The sequence below is a fragment of the Shewanella sp. Actino-trap-3 genome, from assembly GCF_002836275.1.
Taxonomy (GTDB): Bacteria; Pseudomonadota; Gammaproteobacteria; order Enterobacterales; family Shewanellaceae; genus Shewanella; species Shewanella psychromarinicola.
Map to the genome: position 1 here is coordinate 1,768,742 of NZ_PJCE01000001.1, position 18,532 is coordinate 1,787,273.

The following is an 18,532-nucleotide window of genomic DNA, read 5'->3' on the forward strand; positions in this document are numbered from 1 at the left end:
TTTTGTGAGTGATGAGTGAATAATAGAGTTAAGCATTTTTAGCTTTATGGCAATATATCAGCGAGGCTTAATTGATAACATAATGGTGTATCAAAAATCGCAAGCGGGTTGGGTGTAGTTGTCGCCATCAATTGATTCGCCAAACCTAAGGTAACGGCAAAACGGTATGTTTGATCAAGTCGTCCCATCACAGTCTGCCAAGTTATCTTTGTCGCAACATCTTGAGGATTAGTAAAATGCAGCTTAACGGCTTGGCATAATGCTATTAATTGACTCTGATTATCAAGCATTTGTTTATCAACTGAGAGTAAATCAATACTGCGCGGTGTTGCCTGACTAAAATCAACCGCAAACGATTTAAGCGACAATGCCAGCCCCAAGCCGCGTGCTTTTATGTAAGACTCTTTCACCGCCCATAAATCAAAAAAACGTTGCCGCTGCAATGATGGTGGTAATTGCAACAAGGCATCAGTTTCAGCTTGGGTGAAATAATGATTTAAAATAGGCACAATATCTGTACTGCCTCGCTCACGTTCAATATCAACCCCAAAACTCACATCGGAGTCGGCTTTAAACGCTTGTCCACCTGTAACCACGCCAATCATCAACCACTCGCCGCTGTGGCTTATATTAAAATGTAGCCCAGTTTGAGCCAATAAATCATCGCTAAGCGCTGGTTTACCTTTGTCACCATAACGAAAACGCCACTCGTGGGGTTTTCGCTCACTATGCAGTGATAATACCGCCCTAAGCGCGATACGAACTTGCAACGCATTATGACGCGCCGACACGCTTTTATAGCGGCCAACCTTGGCGACTTCGTCAGCGGTTAACCAACCTAAGGCTAAACCTGCATCATAATCTGCAGTTGAAAACCCACCATCAAGTCGCACAAAGTAAATATGCGGCTTAGCAAGCGAGTCTAATTGGGATATCGAAAAAGTGGCAGGCATTAAAGCAAACAAAACTCAGTTAAATGGCGATACGGCTAAATTACCTTAATAAGCCCTCTTCAGCGAGGAATTTGTCAATAATCGCGATGATTCTCAATTGGCGCGAAAAATAGTATTAGCATTAACATAATGCTAATTTCCATGGGTAACCACCAGACTTCACGCCTAAGGTGAATGCTAATAATCTCATACGAAGATTATGTGCTTACCCACATTCTAAACAGTCTGTCCTCCGAGTAAAATCATTGTTAGTAGAGGATAGCTAATAATTCATTACGAATAAATTATTGATCTACTTTACAATATACCAATAAACCTAATCAATTTTATGAGCAAATAAAGGGTGATATTAATCCATCCGTTATAATACAAAAAGTCAGCGTTGAGTTAGCATGTTAAACCACAATAGAACATTGAACCACCAACAAGCGATTCGATTAATAACCATATATAACAGTAGTATAAGCATGGACTATATTGTTCTACCTACATAAGGGATAATAGAATTTCACAAGGCACCCGTTTCAAATTACGAGCTTTGTATCTATAAAGAGGGCTTTTAAGCGACACGTTGCGTGTTTTTAGTCTCGGGTGATTGTATCGAAGTGAAACCTCAGGTAATCTGCTTTCTGTTAATATGCATAAATGGATATTTAGACTAATTTTTATCTTCTTTAAGTATGACTTAAGTAAGTATGGGTAAGTTTAAATGCGCTAAAGTCTCAATAGATTATTTGGAATCCCTGTCTAGATGACAAAAAAGATAACTACACATCCAGAGTCGAGTCTATTTGAGGGTAAGCCTCGTCAAAAAACGGTTAATCACCGTAACGCGACGACAACGCCGGAGATGCGTCAATTTATTCAGCAATCCGATTACAGCGTCAGTCAATTATCCAAAATCCTCAATATCAGCGAAGCCACCGTGCGTAAGTGGCGTAAACGTGACTCAATTGATAACACCCCAAACACCCCGCACAAACTCAACACGACACTATCCCCAATGGAAGAGTACGTGATGCTGGGCCTGCGTTATCAATTAAAGATGCCCTTAGACAGGTTATTAAAAGTCACCCAACAATTTATCAACCCCAATGTCTCTCGCTCCGGCCTTGCCCGCTGCTTAAAACGCTTTGGGGTGTCAAAACTCGACGAATTTGATAGCCCTTTTGTGCCAGAAAAATTCTTCAATCAGCTGCCGATCACTCAGGGCGCAAATATTCAAACCTATACCGTTAACCCGCAGACTTTAGCTGACACCTTGGCCCTACCGAGTCCAGATCCGGACAACGTAGTGCAAGTGGTGTCGTTAAGTATTCCGCCTCAACTAACAGAACAACATGCCTATTCCGTTCTGCTTGGGGTCGATTTTAAGTCTGACTGGGTTTACCTCGATATTTACCAAGACAGCCATACCCAGGCGAGTAATCGCTATATTACGCATGTCTTAAAGCACGGACCGTTTCATTTACGTAAGTTATTGGTTCGCAACTATCACACTTTTCTTGCTCGATTTCCTGGAGCAGGTCAACCAGCCGCAGTATCCACTAGCACCACTCATGCAGCTGGATCCCAACACCAGATAACTGAACCTCAGTTATCAAACGGAGACTCATATGAGCCAATCCAGTAATATAGATAAGCGTTTAAACAAACGCTTAAAAGACATGCCTGTCGCCATTGTCGGCATGGCCAGTATTTTTGCAAACTCACGCTATTTAAACAAATTTTGGGATTTAATCAGCGAAAAAATTGATGCCATTATCGACGTTCCAGAAACCCATTGGAATGCTGAAGATTACTACAATGCCGATAAATCAATGGCCGATAAAACTTACTGTAAACGCGGTGGTTTTTTACCTGAAGTCGATTTCAATCCAATGGAATTTGGCCTGCCACCTAACATCCTCGAACTAACAGACACCTCGCAACTATTATCGTTAGTGGTCGCCAAAGAAGTGCTGGCTGATGCTGGCATTGATGCACAGTACGATACCGATCGCATCGGTATTACACTGGGCGTCGGCGGTGGTCAAAAGCTCAATCATAGCCTAAGTGGTCGTTTGCAATACCCTATACTCAAAAAAGTATTTAAAAATAGCGGTCTAAGCGACGAAGACACCGACATGTTGATCAAAAAGTTTCAAGACCAATATATCCATTGGGAAGAGAACTCATTTCCAGGATCCCTTGGCAATGTGATTGCTGGTCGTATCGCTAACCGCTTTGATTTAGGCGGCATGAATTGTGTTGTTGACGCCGCTTGTGCGGGATCGTTGGCGGCTATGCGTATGGCCATCACTGAGTTAGTTGAAGGTCGCAGTGACATGATGCTCACCGGTGGCGTGTGTACCGACAACTCTCCATCAATGTACATGAGCTTTTCAAAAACACCGGCATTTACCACTAATGACACCATTCAACCTTTCGATATTGATTCAAAAGGCATGATGATTGGTGAAGGTATTGGCATGATGGCGCTTAAACGCCTTGATGATGCTGAACGCGATGGTGACCGCATTTATGCTGTTATCAAAGGCGTTGGCTCGTCATCAGATGGTAAATTTAAAAGTATTTATGCACCTCGCCCAGAAGGCCAAGCTAAAGCATTAAGACGTGCTTATGATGATGCCGGTTTTGCACCGAACACTGTTGGCTTAATTGAAGCCCACGGTACCGGTACTGCAGCTGGCGATGTGGCAGAATTTAATGGCCTGAAATCGGTGTTTACTGAAGATAATGATACCCAACAGCACATTGCCCTTGGGTCGGTTAAATCGCAAGTAGGTCACACTAAATCGACAGCAGGAACCGCTGGGGTCATTAAAGTCGCGCTGGCGCTGCATCATAAAGTCTTGCCTCCGACCATTAACGTCAGTAAGCCGAATCCAAAATTAAACATTCAGGACTCGCCATTTTATTTAAACACTGAAACCCGTCCATGGTTGCCAAGAGCAGACAATACCCCGCGACGCGCCGGTGTTAGTGCTTTTGGTTTTGGCGGCACTAACTTCCACATCGTATTGGAAGAGTATCGTCAAGAACATGTTCGAGGTGATAAGTATCGTCAACGTTCAGTGCCACAAACGCTGTTAATCCATGGGCAAAACAAAGCCGCATTACAGGCTCAATTAACGGCACTTCAAGCTGAAGTTAATGGCGTTGATACCACACAGCAAAATCGTCAAGAAATTGTCTTAGCCGACTTAGGCAAACGATTTGCCTTAAATACCATCGCCCCGAATGCGGCACGCATAGGCTTAGTCGTTGCTTCATTAGCAGACTTAACCGTTCAGCTAACGCAAGCGCAAGCGCAGTTAAGCTCAAATACTGCCGACAGCTGGCAATTACCTTCAGGCACAAGTTATCGCGCGCAAGCATTGATCCATCCTGAATCGGCAAGCCATAAAGTGGCGGCATTATTTGCCGGACAAGGGGCGCAGTATCTAAACATGGGTGCAGATTTAGCCTGTTTGTATCCAGAAATGCGTCAACAACTGATGCAGGCCGACAAGGTATTTGCCCAACATAAGCAAACACAATTGTCGCAAGTTATGTACCCAAATCCTGCTTTTGAAGCCGACGATATTGCCGCACAACACGCAGCATTAACCAATACAGCTAATGCCCAAAGTGCTATTGGTGCGGTCAGCATGGGCCAATATGCATTATTGACTCAAGCAGGTTTTACCGCCGACATGGTTGCTGGTCATAGTTTTGGTGAATTGTCAGCATTATGTGCTGCAGGCGTTATTAGCCAAGCTGATTATTATCAATTGGCCTTTGCTCGTGGCCAAGCAATGGCTGCCACGCCTAAAGATCAAGACGCTGGGGTAATGTACGCGATTATTGTTCCGGCTCAATCGGTTGAGCAAGGCACTGAACAAGTTGAAAAGTGCATCAGTGCATTTGAAGGCGTAAAGGTGGCTAATTATAATGCACCAACCCAACTTGTTATTGCAGGGCCAACAGCATCATGCGCCTTAGCGGCACAAGCTATCAGCACCGAGCTTGGCTTTAAAGCGATTGCCCTGCCCGTTTCTGGCGCGTTCCACACCCCATTGGTGGCACATGCTCAGCAACCCTTTGCTACCGCAATCGGCAAGGTCAAATTTGCCAAGCCAAAATTGAGTCTTTATGCCAACGGCACCGGCAAAGCACATCCTAATGATCCCAAAGCAATCAAGGCGGCATTGACTGATCATATGCTGCAATCGGTTCGTTTTAGCGAGCAATTAACAGCTATGTACGACGCTGGCGCACGGGTATTTGTTGAGTTTGGTCCGAAAAACATTCTCCAAAAACTGGTTGAGGCAACATTAGGCAATAAAGCTGAGCCTGTGAGTGTGGTTAGCTTAAATCCTAATCCAAAGGGCAGCAGTGATACCCAACTGCGTCAAGCTGCTTGCCAGCTTGCAGTGTTAGGTGTGACGTTAACTGAGGTTGACCCATATCAAGCGCCTATCGCTGAGCTTGCAAAAGTCTCACCGATGAACGTCAAGTTAACTGCCAGCAATTATATTAGTCCCAACACCCAAGCCAAAATGAACAAGTCACTGCAAACTGGCACAGTTACCAGCCAGACAGTGGAAGTGCCTGTCGAGAAAGTAGTGGAAAAAATTGTGGAAAAAGAAGTCATTAAAACTGAATATATTGAAGTGCCAGCAACATCCGCACCAGCTCAAGCACCAGCATCTGCAGTAGCTGCACCTTTAGCTGCAGCCGCTCCTGTAGCTAAAGCTCAACCGGTTCGCTCAAATGTGTCAGCGTCGGCCGATAGTATCGGTGCATTTTTTGCAGCGCAGCAACAAACAGCTGAATTACATCAGCAGTTTTTAGCTATCCCACAGCAATATGGTGATACCTTTGCTCACCTGATGACAGCCCAAGCACAAATGGCGTCATCGGGATTAGCCATTCCAGAAAGCTTGCAACGTTCGATGGAGATGTTCCACCAGCATCAAGCACAAACATTGCAAAGTCATACTCAATTCTTAACACTGCAAGCACAAGCAAGCCAAGCTGCATTAGCCATGTTGCAAGGGCAAACGCCAGCGGCTATGCCTGCATCAGTATCTGCTGCATCAGTACAGCCTGCTTTTGTGCAGTCAAACCACATAGATCAAGCAGCAATACCTTCGCCAGTGGTAGCACCTGTTGCTCCAGCTTCAGCTCAGGTTCAAACAGCTCAAGCGGCTCAAGCGGTTCAATCTCAACCGACAGCCAGTATACCTGTTCAAGCTCCTGTGGCTCAGCAAGTTAGCTCAGCAGCGGTTTCTGTACCAACAGCCGGACTAACACAGCAACAAGTGTTAGACACTATGCTCAATGTGGTCGCCGACAAAACCGGTTACCCAACTGAAATGCTCGAGCTTGGTATGGATATGGAAGCCGATTTAGGTATCGACTCCATTAAGCGCGTTGAAATTTTAGGCACAGTGCAAGAAGAGCTTCCAGGCTTACCTGAACTGAGCCCAGAAGATTTAGCTGAATGTCGCACCTTGGGTGAAATCGTTAGCTACATGCAAACCAAATTGCCTGCTGCTAACGCGGTTGCTGTCGCGTCAACGGGATCAACCTCGGTAGAAACTGCTGCACCGGCATCAACTGACTTAACAGCTGAAAACGTCCAGCGTACTATGCTCAATGTGGTTGCCGACAAAACTGGTTACCCAACCGAAATGCTTGAACTTGGCATGGACATGGAAGCCGATTTAGGCATCGACTCCATTAAGCGCGTTGAAATTTTAGGCACAGTACAAGATGAACTTCCAGGTTTACCAGAACTGAGCCCAGAAGATTTAGCCGAGTGCCGCACCTTGGGTGAAATCGTTAGCTACATGCAAACTAAATTGCCAGCTGCTAATGCGGTTTCAGCCTCAACCACAGTCGACACTGCCGCACCTGCTAGCTCAACTGGCTTAAGCGCTGAAAGCGTCCAACGCACTATGCTCAGCGTCGTCGCCGACAAAACCGGTTACCCAACTGAAATGCTTGAACTTGGCATGGACATGGAAGCAGACCTTGGTATCGACTCGATTAAGCGCGTCGAAATTCTAGGCACAGTACAAGATGAGCTACCAGGCTTACCTGAGCTGAACCCAGAAGATTTAGCCGAGTGTCGCACCTTGGGCGAAATCGTCAGCTATATGCAAACCAAACTGCCTGCGGCCAGCACAGTCGCTCCAGTAGCAACGGTATCTTCATCAGCACCTGCAACAACGGGCTTGAGTGCTGATACTGTATTAAGCACCATGATGTCAGTGGTAGCCGACAAAACCGGTTACCCAGCTGAAATGCTTGAACTGAGCATGGATATGGAAGCCGACCTCGGCATCGATTCCATCAAGCGGGTTGAAATTCTAGGTACAGTGCAAGACGAACTACCCGGTTTACCAGAACTGAACCCAGAAGATTTAGCCGAGTGTCGCACCTTAGGTGAAATTGTCAGCTACATGCAGACCAAACTGCCTGCGGTTAGCACGGTTACTGTAGCGTCAACGGGATCAACATCGGTAACAGCAACAGCAGGGTCTATCACTGCTGCACCTGAATCAACCAGCTTAAGCGCAGAAAACGTCCAGCGTACGATGTTAAGCGTGGTCGCCGACAAAACCGGTTACCCTGCTGAAATGCTTGAACTGAGTATGGACATGGAAGCCGATTTAGGTATCGACTCCATTAAGCGCGTCGAGATTTTAGGCACAGTGCAAGATGAGCTGCCAGGCTTACCAGAACTGAACCCTGAAGATTTAGCCGAGTGTCGCACCTTAGGTGAAATTGTCAGCTACATGCAGACCAAGCTGCCTGCTGCTGGCATAGTTGCCGAAGTAGTAACCCCAGCATTAAGCGCAAACAAGCTTGAATTAGACACCACAACATTACCTCCACATAGCGAGGTAGCGCTAAAAAAGTTACCAGCGGCGGATAAACTCCTGGATTGTTTTTCAACAGCAACTTGTATTGTCATCACAGACGATGGCCACAACGCAGGTTTACTGGCTGAAAAGCTCAATGCAAAGGGATTAACCGTCGCCGTTATTCGTCACCCACAAACCATCAGTGTGGCGCATTCGCCATTAAGCAGTGATATTAAAAGCTACACCTTGAATAGCATTGATGATGCACAAATTGCCAAGGTCATTGCCGATATTAAGGCCGACATTGGTGCTGAACAGGCCATTGCGGGCTTTGTTCATTTGCAGCCGCAAGCCACAGCCAACAGCAGCGAATTAATGTCGTGCACGGTTGCCGCTAAAGCTGCGGTCGACAATGCATTTTTATGGGCCAAGCATCTGCACCCAGAATTCGCTAAGCCAACATCTTCACGCTTATGCTACTTTACTGTGAGTCGTTTAGACGGTGGGTTTGGTTACTTAGATAATAGCCAATTAGCGACAGCAGAACTTAACCAAGCAGCCTTGTCTGGGCTTAGCAAAACCTTAAGCCATGAGTGGCCACAGGTGTTTTGCCGCGCCTTAGACATTGCTAATAACCTTGATGCAAGCGCCTTTGCTGATGCTATCGTAGCAGAGTTGTTTGATATCGATGGTGCCAATGCAAGCGAAGATCGCATTAACGAAGTGGGGATCAGTCAGCAAGGCCGAGTGACATTAGTTGCAGCCAATGCCAGCGAGCAATTTGCGCCAGCAACACTTGATAGTAATGACACTATTTTGGTCACCGGCGGCGCAAAAGGCGTAACGTTTGAATGCGCCCTCACCTTAGCCAAACAGTGCCAATCACATTTTGTGTTAGCAGGTCGCAGCCAACATTTTGCTAGCGACTTACCGGTTTGGGCTCAAGGCAAGCAAGCCTCTGAGTTAAAAGCCGCTGCCATTGCTTATATTCAATCGCAAGGTAATAAACCCACGCCAAAACAGATTGATGCGCTAGTGTGGCCGATAAGCAGCAGCCTAGAAATCGATCGTGCGTTAGCCGCTTTTGGCAAGGTCGGTGCCAGTGCCCAATATGTATCGATGGATGTCAGCGATGCCACAGCGGTAACAGATGCACTTGCTGGATTAACCGCTGCCAACGGCAAAAAGCTAATTATCAATGGCATTATCCACGGCGCCGGTGTGTTAGCCGACAAGCATATACAAGACAAAACCTTGGATGAGCTTAACCGCGTCTACCACACCAAAGTGACTGGGCTTGCGAGCATCCTTAACGCACTCGACCCACAACAGATTAAGCTTATTGCGCTGTTTTCATCGGCTGCCGCTTTTTACGGTAATAGCGGTCAGAGTGATTATGCTATGTCCAATGAAATCCTCAATAAAACCGCACTGAAACTGGCGCACACTTTACCGCAAGCTAAAGTGATGAGTTTTAACTGGGGCCCTTGGGATGGCGGTATGGTCAGTTCAGCATTAAAGAAAATGTTTGTTGAACGTGGCGTTTACGTTATTCCGCTACAAACGGGTGCCGAGTTATTTGCCCACAGTTTATTAAGCCAACAAGGGGCGCAACTGCTCATTGGCTCTGATATGCAAGGCTCGTCAGAACAGGATAATGCTGCAAAAAAGCCTAATGCGGACGCTTTGCTTATCGCCAAGGGTTCGCTGAAATTTGCTACTAAAGCATTTACGACTAAGACATCTGAGACTAAGACATCGGCTACTGATCCTATCAGCATGACGGTGACTCGAGTCTTAACTCCGGCTGAAATGCCTTTTGTTAGCGACCATTGTATTGCTGGCAATCCGGTATTGCCGACAGTATGCGCCATGCAGTGGATGCGTGATGCGGCAGAAATTTTATGTCATGTGCCTGTCAGTATTGCTGAATACAAATTGCTTAAAGGGGTTATTTTTGACACCAATGAGCCACATTTGTTGCAACTTGAGCTAAGCCAAACGGAGGCTGGGATCAGCGCGCAGATCTCCTCTCGTCTGCTCAATGAGCCAAGTGCAGCCATGAAACCGCAATACCAAGCGACATTGGTGATCAATAGTGCCATTTTGGCAACTGAGATCACCAAGCCAGCGATTGATACTGCGAGTCTGACAAAGTGGTCGCACATGGTGCCATTGAACTCAGGGGCTGAACTGTATCAAAACGGAACCTTGTTTCATGGCCCGCGTTTGCAAGGGATAAATCAGGTGCTAGCATTTGATGATGCTCAGCTACTGTGCCGAGTGCAATTACCGCAGATTAATGCCGCAGACTGCCAAGGTTTTATCCCGTCATCGGCATTAGGTGGCAGCCAAATTTTCGCTGAAGATTTGCTGCTACAAGCCATGCTGGTATGGGCGAGACTGAAATACGGTGCCGCAAGTTTACCGTCATCAACCGGTGAATGTGTCACCGCTTGGCCATTTGCTAATGGTGATAAAGGTTATATTCAACTGAATGTGGTTAAACACAGTGGCAGAATGCTAATCGCTAACGTGAGTTTATATCATCAAGATGGCCGCCTGAGTTGCCAAATGCTTAACGCTAAAGTGACCATTAGCAAAAGTTTGAATGGGGCATTTATTGCACATCAAGCTGCTGGTGCTGAACTTTCTCACCACAGCAAGGAAACAGTGTGACGGCATCAAGCAACATAACGCAGAGCAGTATTAGTGAGCGTATTGCGGAGCAACAAACCAAGCCAATGCGCTTGGCATTGTTGCTAAGCAAGCCTGATGTTGACTCGGTAAATGAGCACTTCATTGCCATTGACACTCAACGTGTCGATGGCTTTGAATTGGCGTTATTACACAGCTTTGAGACACTATCATCCACCCACAATGACATGGTCAATATTGGCGATCGACTGTGGATAATGCCGGGGCTGATTGCCGCTAAACACGGCGTGCATGCTCATGCTTATATCAATGGCATTGCAGTTGGTGACAATCAAGTTGAAGCGGTAACACTCGCCCTTGCCCATGCAAAACGTCTGCATGCTCAGCCGCAGATTGTCGCGCTAGATGGCAGTGCTACTTCCAGTGCTAATGCTAATGCTGGTACTCATGCCAACACTCATCCACAAACAGCGCTGACGACAATGGTAAACCTGGTCGAGTCTATCGCCAGTCGCTGTATACCATCCAAAGACAACAGCAACAGTCAATATTGGTTTAGCACACTACACCAAAGTCGGGTGGCGGCCTTATGTTATCCAGCGGCCGCGGGTGTTCAGGCAATGATCCTAACCCAAGGACGTGCGCTAATCGCCGCCAAGGCATTGATCAATACTCAGCGTTTATGGTTGCCACTCTGCGCAGCTTCATTAGCGCAATTACGCACTAAGCTGATGGACTTTTCTACGCAGTTAAACTCAACTGCTGCTGACGACCTTAGCCTACTCAAGCTTATCAACACCACATTGGTAGATTATCAAACGGATGCGCCCCTAGCCTTGGTATTAATGGCAGCGGACCGCAGTGGATTGGTGCAAGAAGTCAACGCAATGATGTCAAAGATGTCGGCTAATGGCGATCTTGCCCAAAGCTCAAATGCAGCCATAGAATATAAAACCCCTGCCGGCAGTTGCTTTTATTCAGCGCCGCTTGGTCATCATGGCTTAAGTTTTGTTTATCCCGGCGTAGGCACCGTCTATCCAAACATGCTTAGTCAATTGGGACTGGTTTTCCCGGATTTATATGCCGAACTTGAAAACCAAGGTGACATGCAATCGATGTTACAAACTGAATATCTCTATGGCGCAGATAACAGCCGTGCAGCACAGATGAGTCTGAGTCAATTGGCGATTGCCGGCGTTGGAGCCAGTTATATATTAACTAAACTGTTGCAGCAAGAGTTTGCCATTGAGCCCCGCTTTGCTTTGGGTTACTCCATGGGTGAAGCGGCCATGTGGGCCAGTTTAAACGTATGGCAGGCACCGCACAGCATGATTGCCGCGACGCAAAACAGCAGTATTTTTAGCCAAGATATTTCTGGCGAGCTCCGCTGTGTTCGCCAGCAATGGCAATTAGCCGATGACGAAACCATTGTGTGGAACAGCTTTGTCACTCGTGCGAGCATCGATGAACTCACGCCCCATTTAGCGGATCACCCGCGGGCTTATATTGCCATTATCCAAGGTGATACCTGCGTTATCGCTGGCTGTGAATCCAGTTGTATAGCCTTGTTAAAACAAGCGGGTAAACGCGGCATTGCGGCTAATCGCGTCACCGCTATGCACACACCTGCGGCACTGAATATTACCACGTCTGTTAGCCAGTTTTATCAGCAACCGCTTGTGGAGAATTTACCCCACCAATTACAGTTTATCTCAGCCGCCGAGGCAGATCCGGTTGCGTTAACCTCACACGCCATTGCCCAATCGATAGCCGATACCTTTTGTCATCAATTGGACTTTACTCAATTGATCCATAAAGCTCGCCACCATGGCTGTCGTTTGTTTGTTGAAGTCGGTGCAGATCGTCAAATAACCACTTTAATTGATAAAATCAATGCTCAGAGTAGCGATTCGTCTCCAGCGAAGGTCCATGCAAAAGTCAATGCGATGGCTGTTAATGCAAAAGGCGGCGACGATATTAGCAGTTTACTTAAATGTCTGGGGCAATTAATCACTCATCGAGTGCCGATGTCATTAAGCCCCTTTATCCGCAGCCTTAACGATACAATTAACACATTATCCCAGCAGGCGGCGTTAGCCGACGGCTCATCTCTCATTCGTAATAGTGAAACATCATTAGAAGGAGAACCTCATTGAGTTCTCAAGCGATCCCTAAAATAGCCATTGTTGGCTTAGCCAATCAGTATCCAGATGCGGATACCCCTGCATCGTTTTGGCAAAATTTATTAGAAAAAAAAGACTCACGCAGCCAAATCAGTGCCAACAAACTCAATGCTTCACCGAGTGACTACTTGGGCGTTCAAGGCGAGTCAGACCGGTTTTATTGCGATAAAGGCGGTTATATCCAAGGGTTTAGCTTTAATCCAAACGGATATCGTATTGCGAGTGACGCCTTTGATGGTTTAGATGAAAGCTTCTTGTGGGCAACCGACACTGCGCGTAATGCTTTAACGGATGCGGGTATTGATCTAGACAATAGCTTGCTCAAACGCACAGGTATTGTCATGGGAACCTTATCATTTCCTACGGCAAAATCTAACGAGCTATTTGTGCCGCTTTATCATAGTGCGGTAGAAAAAGCCCTACAAACCAAACTACAACAGCCAAACTTCAGCCTGCATTCTTTTAATGAGCGCTATGATAAGCACTTTGATCAGCAATCTGTTGACCAGCAGCCACAAACTAATGCACATGCGAAAGCTCAGACAGTTAATTTGCGTAATGGTGCCATTGCCCATAACGCCTCAAAAATCGTTGCCGATGCTCTGGGGTTAGGTGGTACGCAGCTCAGTTTAGATGCGGCATGTGCCAGCTCGGTTTACGCCTTAAAACTGGCGTGCGATTACTTGCATACTGGCAAAGCAGACATGATGCTTGCCGGCGCAGTGTCAGGTGCCGATCCCTTCTTTATCAATATGGGATTTTCGATATTTCACGCCTATCCCGACCACGGCATTTCAGCTCCGTTTGATCAAAACAGTAAAGGCTTGTTCGCTGGCGAAGGTGCTGGGGTATTAGTGCTTAAACGTCTTGAAGATGCTGAGCGTGATGGCGACCATATTTACGCTTTAGTCAGTGGTATCGGCTTATCAAACGACGGTAAAGGCCAGTTTGTGTTAAGCCCAAACAGTAAAGGCCAAGTACAAGCATTTGAACGTGCTTATCGCGATGCAGCGGCAATAGACCCAAGTATTACCCCCGCCAGTATTGAAGTGATTGAATGTCACGCAACCGGTACGCCATTAGGTGACAAAGTTGAACTCACCTCAATGGAGCGGTTTTTTGAAGATAAGCTTCAAGGCAGCGCGACACCACTGATTGGTTCAGCAAAATCCAATTTAGGCCATTTACTCACCGCCGCAGGCATGCCCGGGATCATGAAAATGATTTTTGCGATGCGCCAAGGCGTGTTGCCACCCAGTATTAATATTAGTGCGCCTATCGCCTCGCCTAATGGATTATTTGGTCAAGCAACCTTACAAAACGTGGTGTTGCCTTGGCCCGATAAAGCAGGCAATAAAGCCCGCCATGCGGGGGTATCGGTATTTGGTTTTGGTGGCTGTAATGCCCATTTACTGATTGAGTCATATCAAGCTCCGGCTCCGGCTCAAGCCGTCGCTACCAAGGCTTTGCTCAATAGTAGCCAATCTAATAATAGTGCATTAGTCAATGCCGAAACGCCGATGCACATTACCGGTATGGCCGCGCATTTTGGCCAATGCAGCAGTATCGATGCACTGGCTGATAACATCATCGCCAAGCAAGCACTGTTTATCCCATTGCCAAAAAAGCGCTGGAAAGGCTTAGACAAACACCCAGAGTTATTGGCCCAATATGGCATTAATCAAGTACCACAGGGCGCGTATATTGATCAATTCGATTTTGATTTCTTACGTTTTAAAGTGCCGCCTAATGAAGATGACCGGCTGATCTCTCAACAGCTGCTGTTAATCAAGATAGCCAATGAAGCCATTGTCGATGCCAAGTTAACACCAGGCAGCAAAGTGGCCGTGTTAGTCGCCATGGAAACCGAACTTGAGTTACACCAATTTCGCGGACGAGTTAACTTACACAGCCAAATAGCTCAAAGCCTTAATGCCCAAGGGATCCAGTTATCCAGTGCGGAATATAACAGCTTAGAAGCGATTGCAATGGACAGTGTGTTAGATGCAGCCAAGCTTAACCAGTACACCAGCTTTATTGGCAATATTATGGCGTCGCGGATCGCCTCATTGTGGGATTTCAATGGTCCAGCGTTTACCATTTCAGCGGGCGAGCAGTCAGTTAATCGCTGTATTGATGTAGCACAAAACTTGTTTGCCCTTGGCTCGTTACAAGAGCCTTTAGATGCAATCGTTATTGCCGCCGTGGATCTGTCTGGCAGTATTGAAAACATGTTGTTCAATACCGCTAAACTTAATGCCAAAGGCTTGGGTTCAACTGATTGGCTAGTAGGCGAAGGGGCTGGCGCGCTAGTGCTGCAACAAACCAATGCCGAACACACTAGCCTTCACAGCTATGCCAGTATCGACAGCATTGATTTTGATCCATTGTCGCAAGAGCCCGCCACCATTGCGGCAGACCTTATCGAGTTAAACCAAGCGCCGGAATGCTTATTCTCAGAGCAAGGCCAGCAGTTTGCCCAAGGGATAGCGGATGCATCGACAGCCGCTAATTCGGCGACGCTAATCTGTAAAGCGCATGACATTCTCGGTCATACATTTGCCGCCTCTGGCATGGCCAGTGTGCTGCATGCTTTAGTGCAAACACGTCACATCAATAAAACCGCTATCAATGCCAGTGTCTTCACCAATAGTGAAAAACAATACTCACAAGTGAATTTGTCGGTTTCGGCGGCGCAACAACAAGCATTGCACGCTCGACTGAGCAATAATTTAACTCAACAATTAGCCACGGGCAGTAAGGTAAGTTTAATTAAGCAAGTCAGTTTAGGCGGTCGCGATATCTATCAGCATATTATTGATAGTCCACTTGAATGCCTCGACAGCATTGTGGGTCAATGTGCCAATATAATAGCCCCAGCAACAGCTAACAACATTGATATTACTAAGCCACAAACCACCTGTGACAGCAGCCATTTTAGTGTTAATCATAGCGAGCAAATCGCCGAGTCTCTTATGTCAGAAAAAACCATTTCAACGCCAGAGCAACCAAGGGTCGCCAGTGTGGCCAAGCTTACTATTCCACTCGCACATTTAAGCGCATTTCAGCAAAACCAATGGTTAGCGCAACAAGCGCATTTAGCCTATTTAACCAGTCGAGATGCAGGTTTAAAAGTGGCGGACAGTTTATTACGCTCGCAATTAGCCGGTTTTACCGCCCAGCCAGCGCCTCTGGTTTCAGTTGCTTCACAGCCTGTTGTAAATGTTGACGTTAACGCCTCAACAGCTATTCCTGCGCAGTTAATCCAGCCCAATCATGCCTTCGTACCTGCTTACACTGCGCCGACGCCGGCAGACAAACCCTGTATTTGGAACTACGCTGATTTAGTCGAGTATGCTGAAGGTGATATTGCCAAGGTATTTGGTCCAGATTACGCCATTATCGACAGTTATTCTCGCCGAGTAAGACTGCCAACCACCGACTATTTATTGGTGTCGCGCGTCACTAAACTTGATGCGACCATAAATCAATACCAACCCTGTTCAATGACCACAGAATACGACATCCCGGTTGATGCGCCCTACTTAGTCGATGGTCAAATCCCTTGGGCTGTAGCCGTTGAATCAGGTCAGTGCGATTTAATGTTGATCAGTTATTTAGGCATCGATTTTGAAAACAAGGGTGAGCGGGTTTATCGATTACTTGATTGCACCCTGACCTTCTTAGCTGATTTACCTCGCGGCGGCGATACCCTGCGTTACGACATTAAAATCAACAACTTTGCCAGCAATGGCGACACGCTATTATTCTTCTTCTCGTACGAATGCTTTGTTGGCGACAAGATGATCCTCAAAATGGATGGCGGCTGCGCAGGCTTCTTTACCGACCAAGAACTGGCCGATGGGAAAGGGGTGATCCATACCGAAGAGGAAATTAAACTTCGTCAACAAGTACTTAATAATCCGAATAAACCGACCTTTACACCATTACTGCATTGTAACCAAACGGCGTTTGACTATGGCCAAATTCATCATTTATTAACCGCTGATATTGGCAGCTGTTTTGGCGGCGAACATGTTGGTCACCAACTGCAAAATGGGCTGCAAAAATCGCTTTGTTTTGCCTCAGAAAAGTTCTTAATGATTGAGCGTGTTAGCCAGCTTCAAGTGCACGGTGGCGCGTGGGGCTTAGGCTTACTTGAAGGTCATAAACACATTGCGCCAGATCACTGGTATTTCCCGTGTCATTTCCAAGGCGACCAAGTCATGGCTGGCTCGTTAATGGCAGAAGGTTGTGGTCAATTACTGCAATTCTTTATGGTCCACATTGGGATGCACACTCTGGTTGACAATGGTCGCTTCCAGCCACTGGAAAATGCCTCACAAAAAGTGCGTTGTCGTGGCCAAGTGTTGCCACAAACCGCTGAGCTGACTTATCGCATGGAGGTCACCGAAATAGGTATTCATCCTCGTCCCTATGCCAAAGCTAACATTGATATTTTGCTCAATGGCAAGGTGGTGGTTGATTTCCAAAATCTTGGGGTGATGATTAAAGAAGAAGCTGAATGCACTCGTTACCCGCTTCTGTCGTTAGATACAGCAGGCACTACCCCTGCTGTAAATTCAAACGCTAGCAGCAAAATTATTGCCAACAAAGCCCCATTAATGTCGCAAGTTCCAGATTTAAATGCCCCAAGTAACAAGGGCGTTATTCCACTTAAACATATTCCCGCGCCGCAAGTGAGCGCCGATTCAAAGTATGCCAACCGCGTACCCGATACCGTGCCATTTACGCCATACCATATGTTCGAATTTGCCACTGGCGATATCGAAAAATGCTTCGGGCCTGACTTTAGTATCTACCGCGGACTGATCCCACCGCGCACGCCTTGTGGCGATTTACAGTTAACCACTCGCGTGGTTGACATTAACGGTAAGCGCGGCGAACTGAAAAAGCCATCGTCTTGTATCGCTGAATACGAAGTGCCGGCAGATGCCTGGTACTTTGCTAACAACAGCCACCAGACTGTAATGCCTTATTCGGTGTTAATGGAGATTTCATTACAACCTAATGGCTTTATTTCCGGCTACATGGGCACCACTCTTGGTTTTCCTGGGCAAGAACTGTTTTTCCGCAACTTAGATGGTCACGGCACCCTACTGCGCGAAGTCGATTTACGCGGCAAAACTATCGTCAATGACTCACGTTTGCTGTCTACTGTCATCGCTGGTAGTAATATTATTCAAAGCTTCACATTTGAGCTAAGCGTCGATAACGAGCCGTTTTACACCGGCAGCGCAGTGTTTGGCTACTTTAAAGGTGACGCACTTAAAAACCAGCTCGGCATAGATAACGGCAAAATAACCCAGCCATGGCACCTCGACAATAATGTGGCTGCAGATGTCAGCGTCAACTTACTGGATAAGCAGTCGCGATTATTTAATGCTCCTGCCCACCAGCCACATTATCGTTTAGCCGGTGGCCAACTTAACTTTATCGACACGGCTGAAATGGTGCTTAAAGGCGGTAAATATGGTAACGGTTATTTGTCGGCATCTCGCACGATTGATCCAAGTGATTGGTTCTTCCAATTCCATTTCCATCAAGATCCGGTAATGCCAGGTTCATTAGGCGTTGAAGCTATCATCGAGTTAATGCAAACTTACGCCATCAGTACAGACTTAGGTAAAGGTTTCACTAACCCGAAATTTGGGCAGATATTATCTGACATAAAATGGAAATATCGCGGTCAGATTAATCCATTAAACAAACAAATGTCGCTCGATGTTCATATCAGTGCCATTAAAGATGAACACGGTAAGCGCATCATTATTGGTGATGCCAATTTAAGCAAAGATGGCCTGCGTATTTACGAAGTCAAAGATATCGCAATTTGTATTGAAGAAGCTTAGCCGCT

The 18,532-nt window shown here is 46.5% G+C and carries 5 protein-coding genes; 4 read left to right on the plus strand and 1 reads right to left on the minus strand.

Going from position 1 to position 18,532, the window contains the following annotated elements; genetic code table 11:
* Nucleotides 1-44: 44 nt before the first annotated feature.
* Nucleotides 45-953: a 4'-phosphopantetheinyl transferase family protein gene (locus CXF80_RS20600; RefSeq protein ID WP_101034706.1), complete on the minus strand. Its 909-nt coding sequence runs from the start codon at nt 951-953 to the stop codon at nt 45-47.
* A gap of 751 nt (nt 954-1,704) precedes the next feature.
* Between CXF80_RS20600 and CXF80_RS07555 the strand changes: the two genes are divergently transcribed.
* From CXF80_RS07555 to CXF80_RS07570, 4 genes are read left to right on the plus strand one after another with little or no spacing between them, the layout of a single operon-like run.
* On the plus strand, nt 1,705-2,586 hold the full coding sequence (locus CXF80_RS07555) for a helix-turn-helix domain-containing protein (RefSeq protein WP_101032303.1): 882 nt from the start codon (nt 1,705-1,707) through the stop codon (nt 2,584-2,586).
* Nucleotides 2,570-10,492, plus strand: a complete 7,923-nt coding sequence (locus tag CXF80_RS07560; protein WP_101032304.1) for a type I polyketide synthase — start codon at nt 2,570-2,572, stop codon at nt 10,490-10,492. Before CXF80_RS07555 ends, CXF80_RS07560 begins: the two co-directional genes overlap by 17 nt.
* Entirely contained in the window at nt 10,489-12,627 is a 2,139-nt protein-coding gene (locus CXF80_RS07565) for a PfaB family protein (protein ID WP_232772057.1), read from the plus strand. Before CXF80_RS07560 ends, CXF80_RS07565 begins: the two co-directional genes overlap by 4 nt.
* Nucleotides 12,624-18,527, plus strand: a complete 5,904-nt coding sequence (locus CXF80_RS07570; protein WP_101032305.1) for a hotdog fold thioesterase — start codon at nt 12,624-12,626, stop codon at nt 18,525-18,527. The genes CXF80_RS07565 and CXF80_RS07570 overlap by 4 nt, the downstream gene beginning before the upstream one ends.
* Nucleotides 18,528-18,532: the final 5 nt, after the last annotated feature.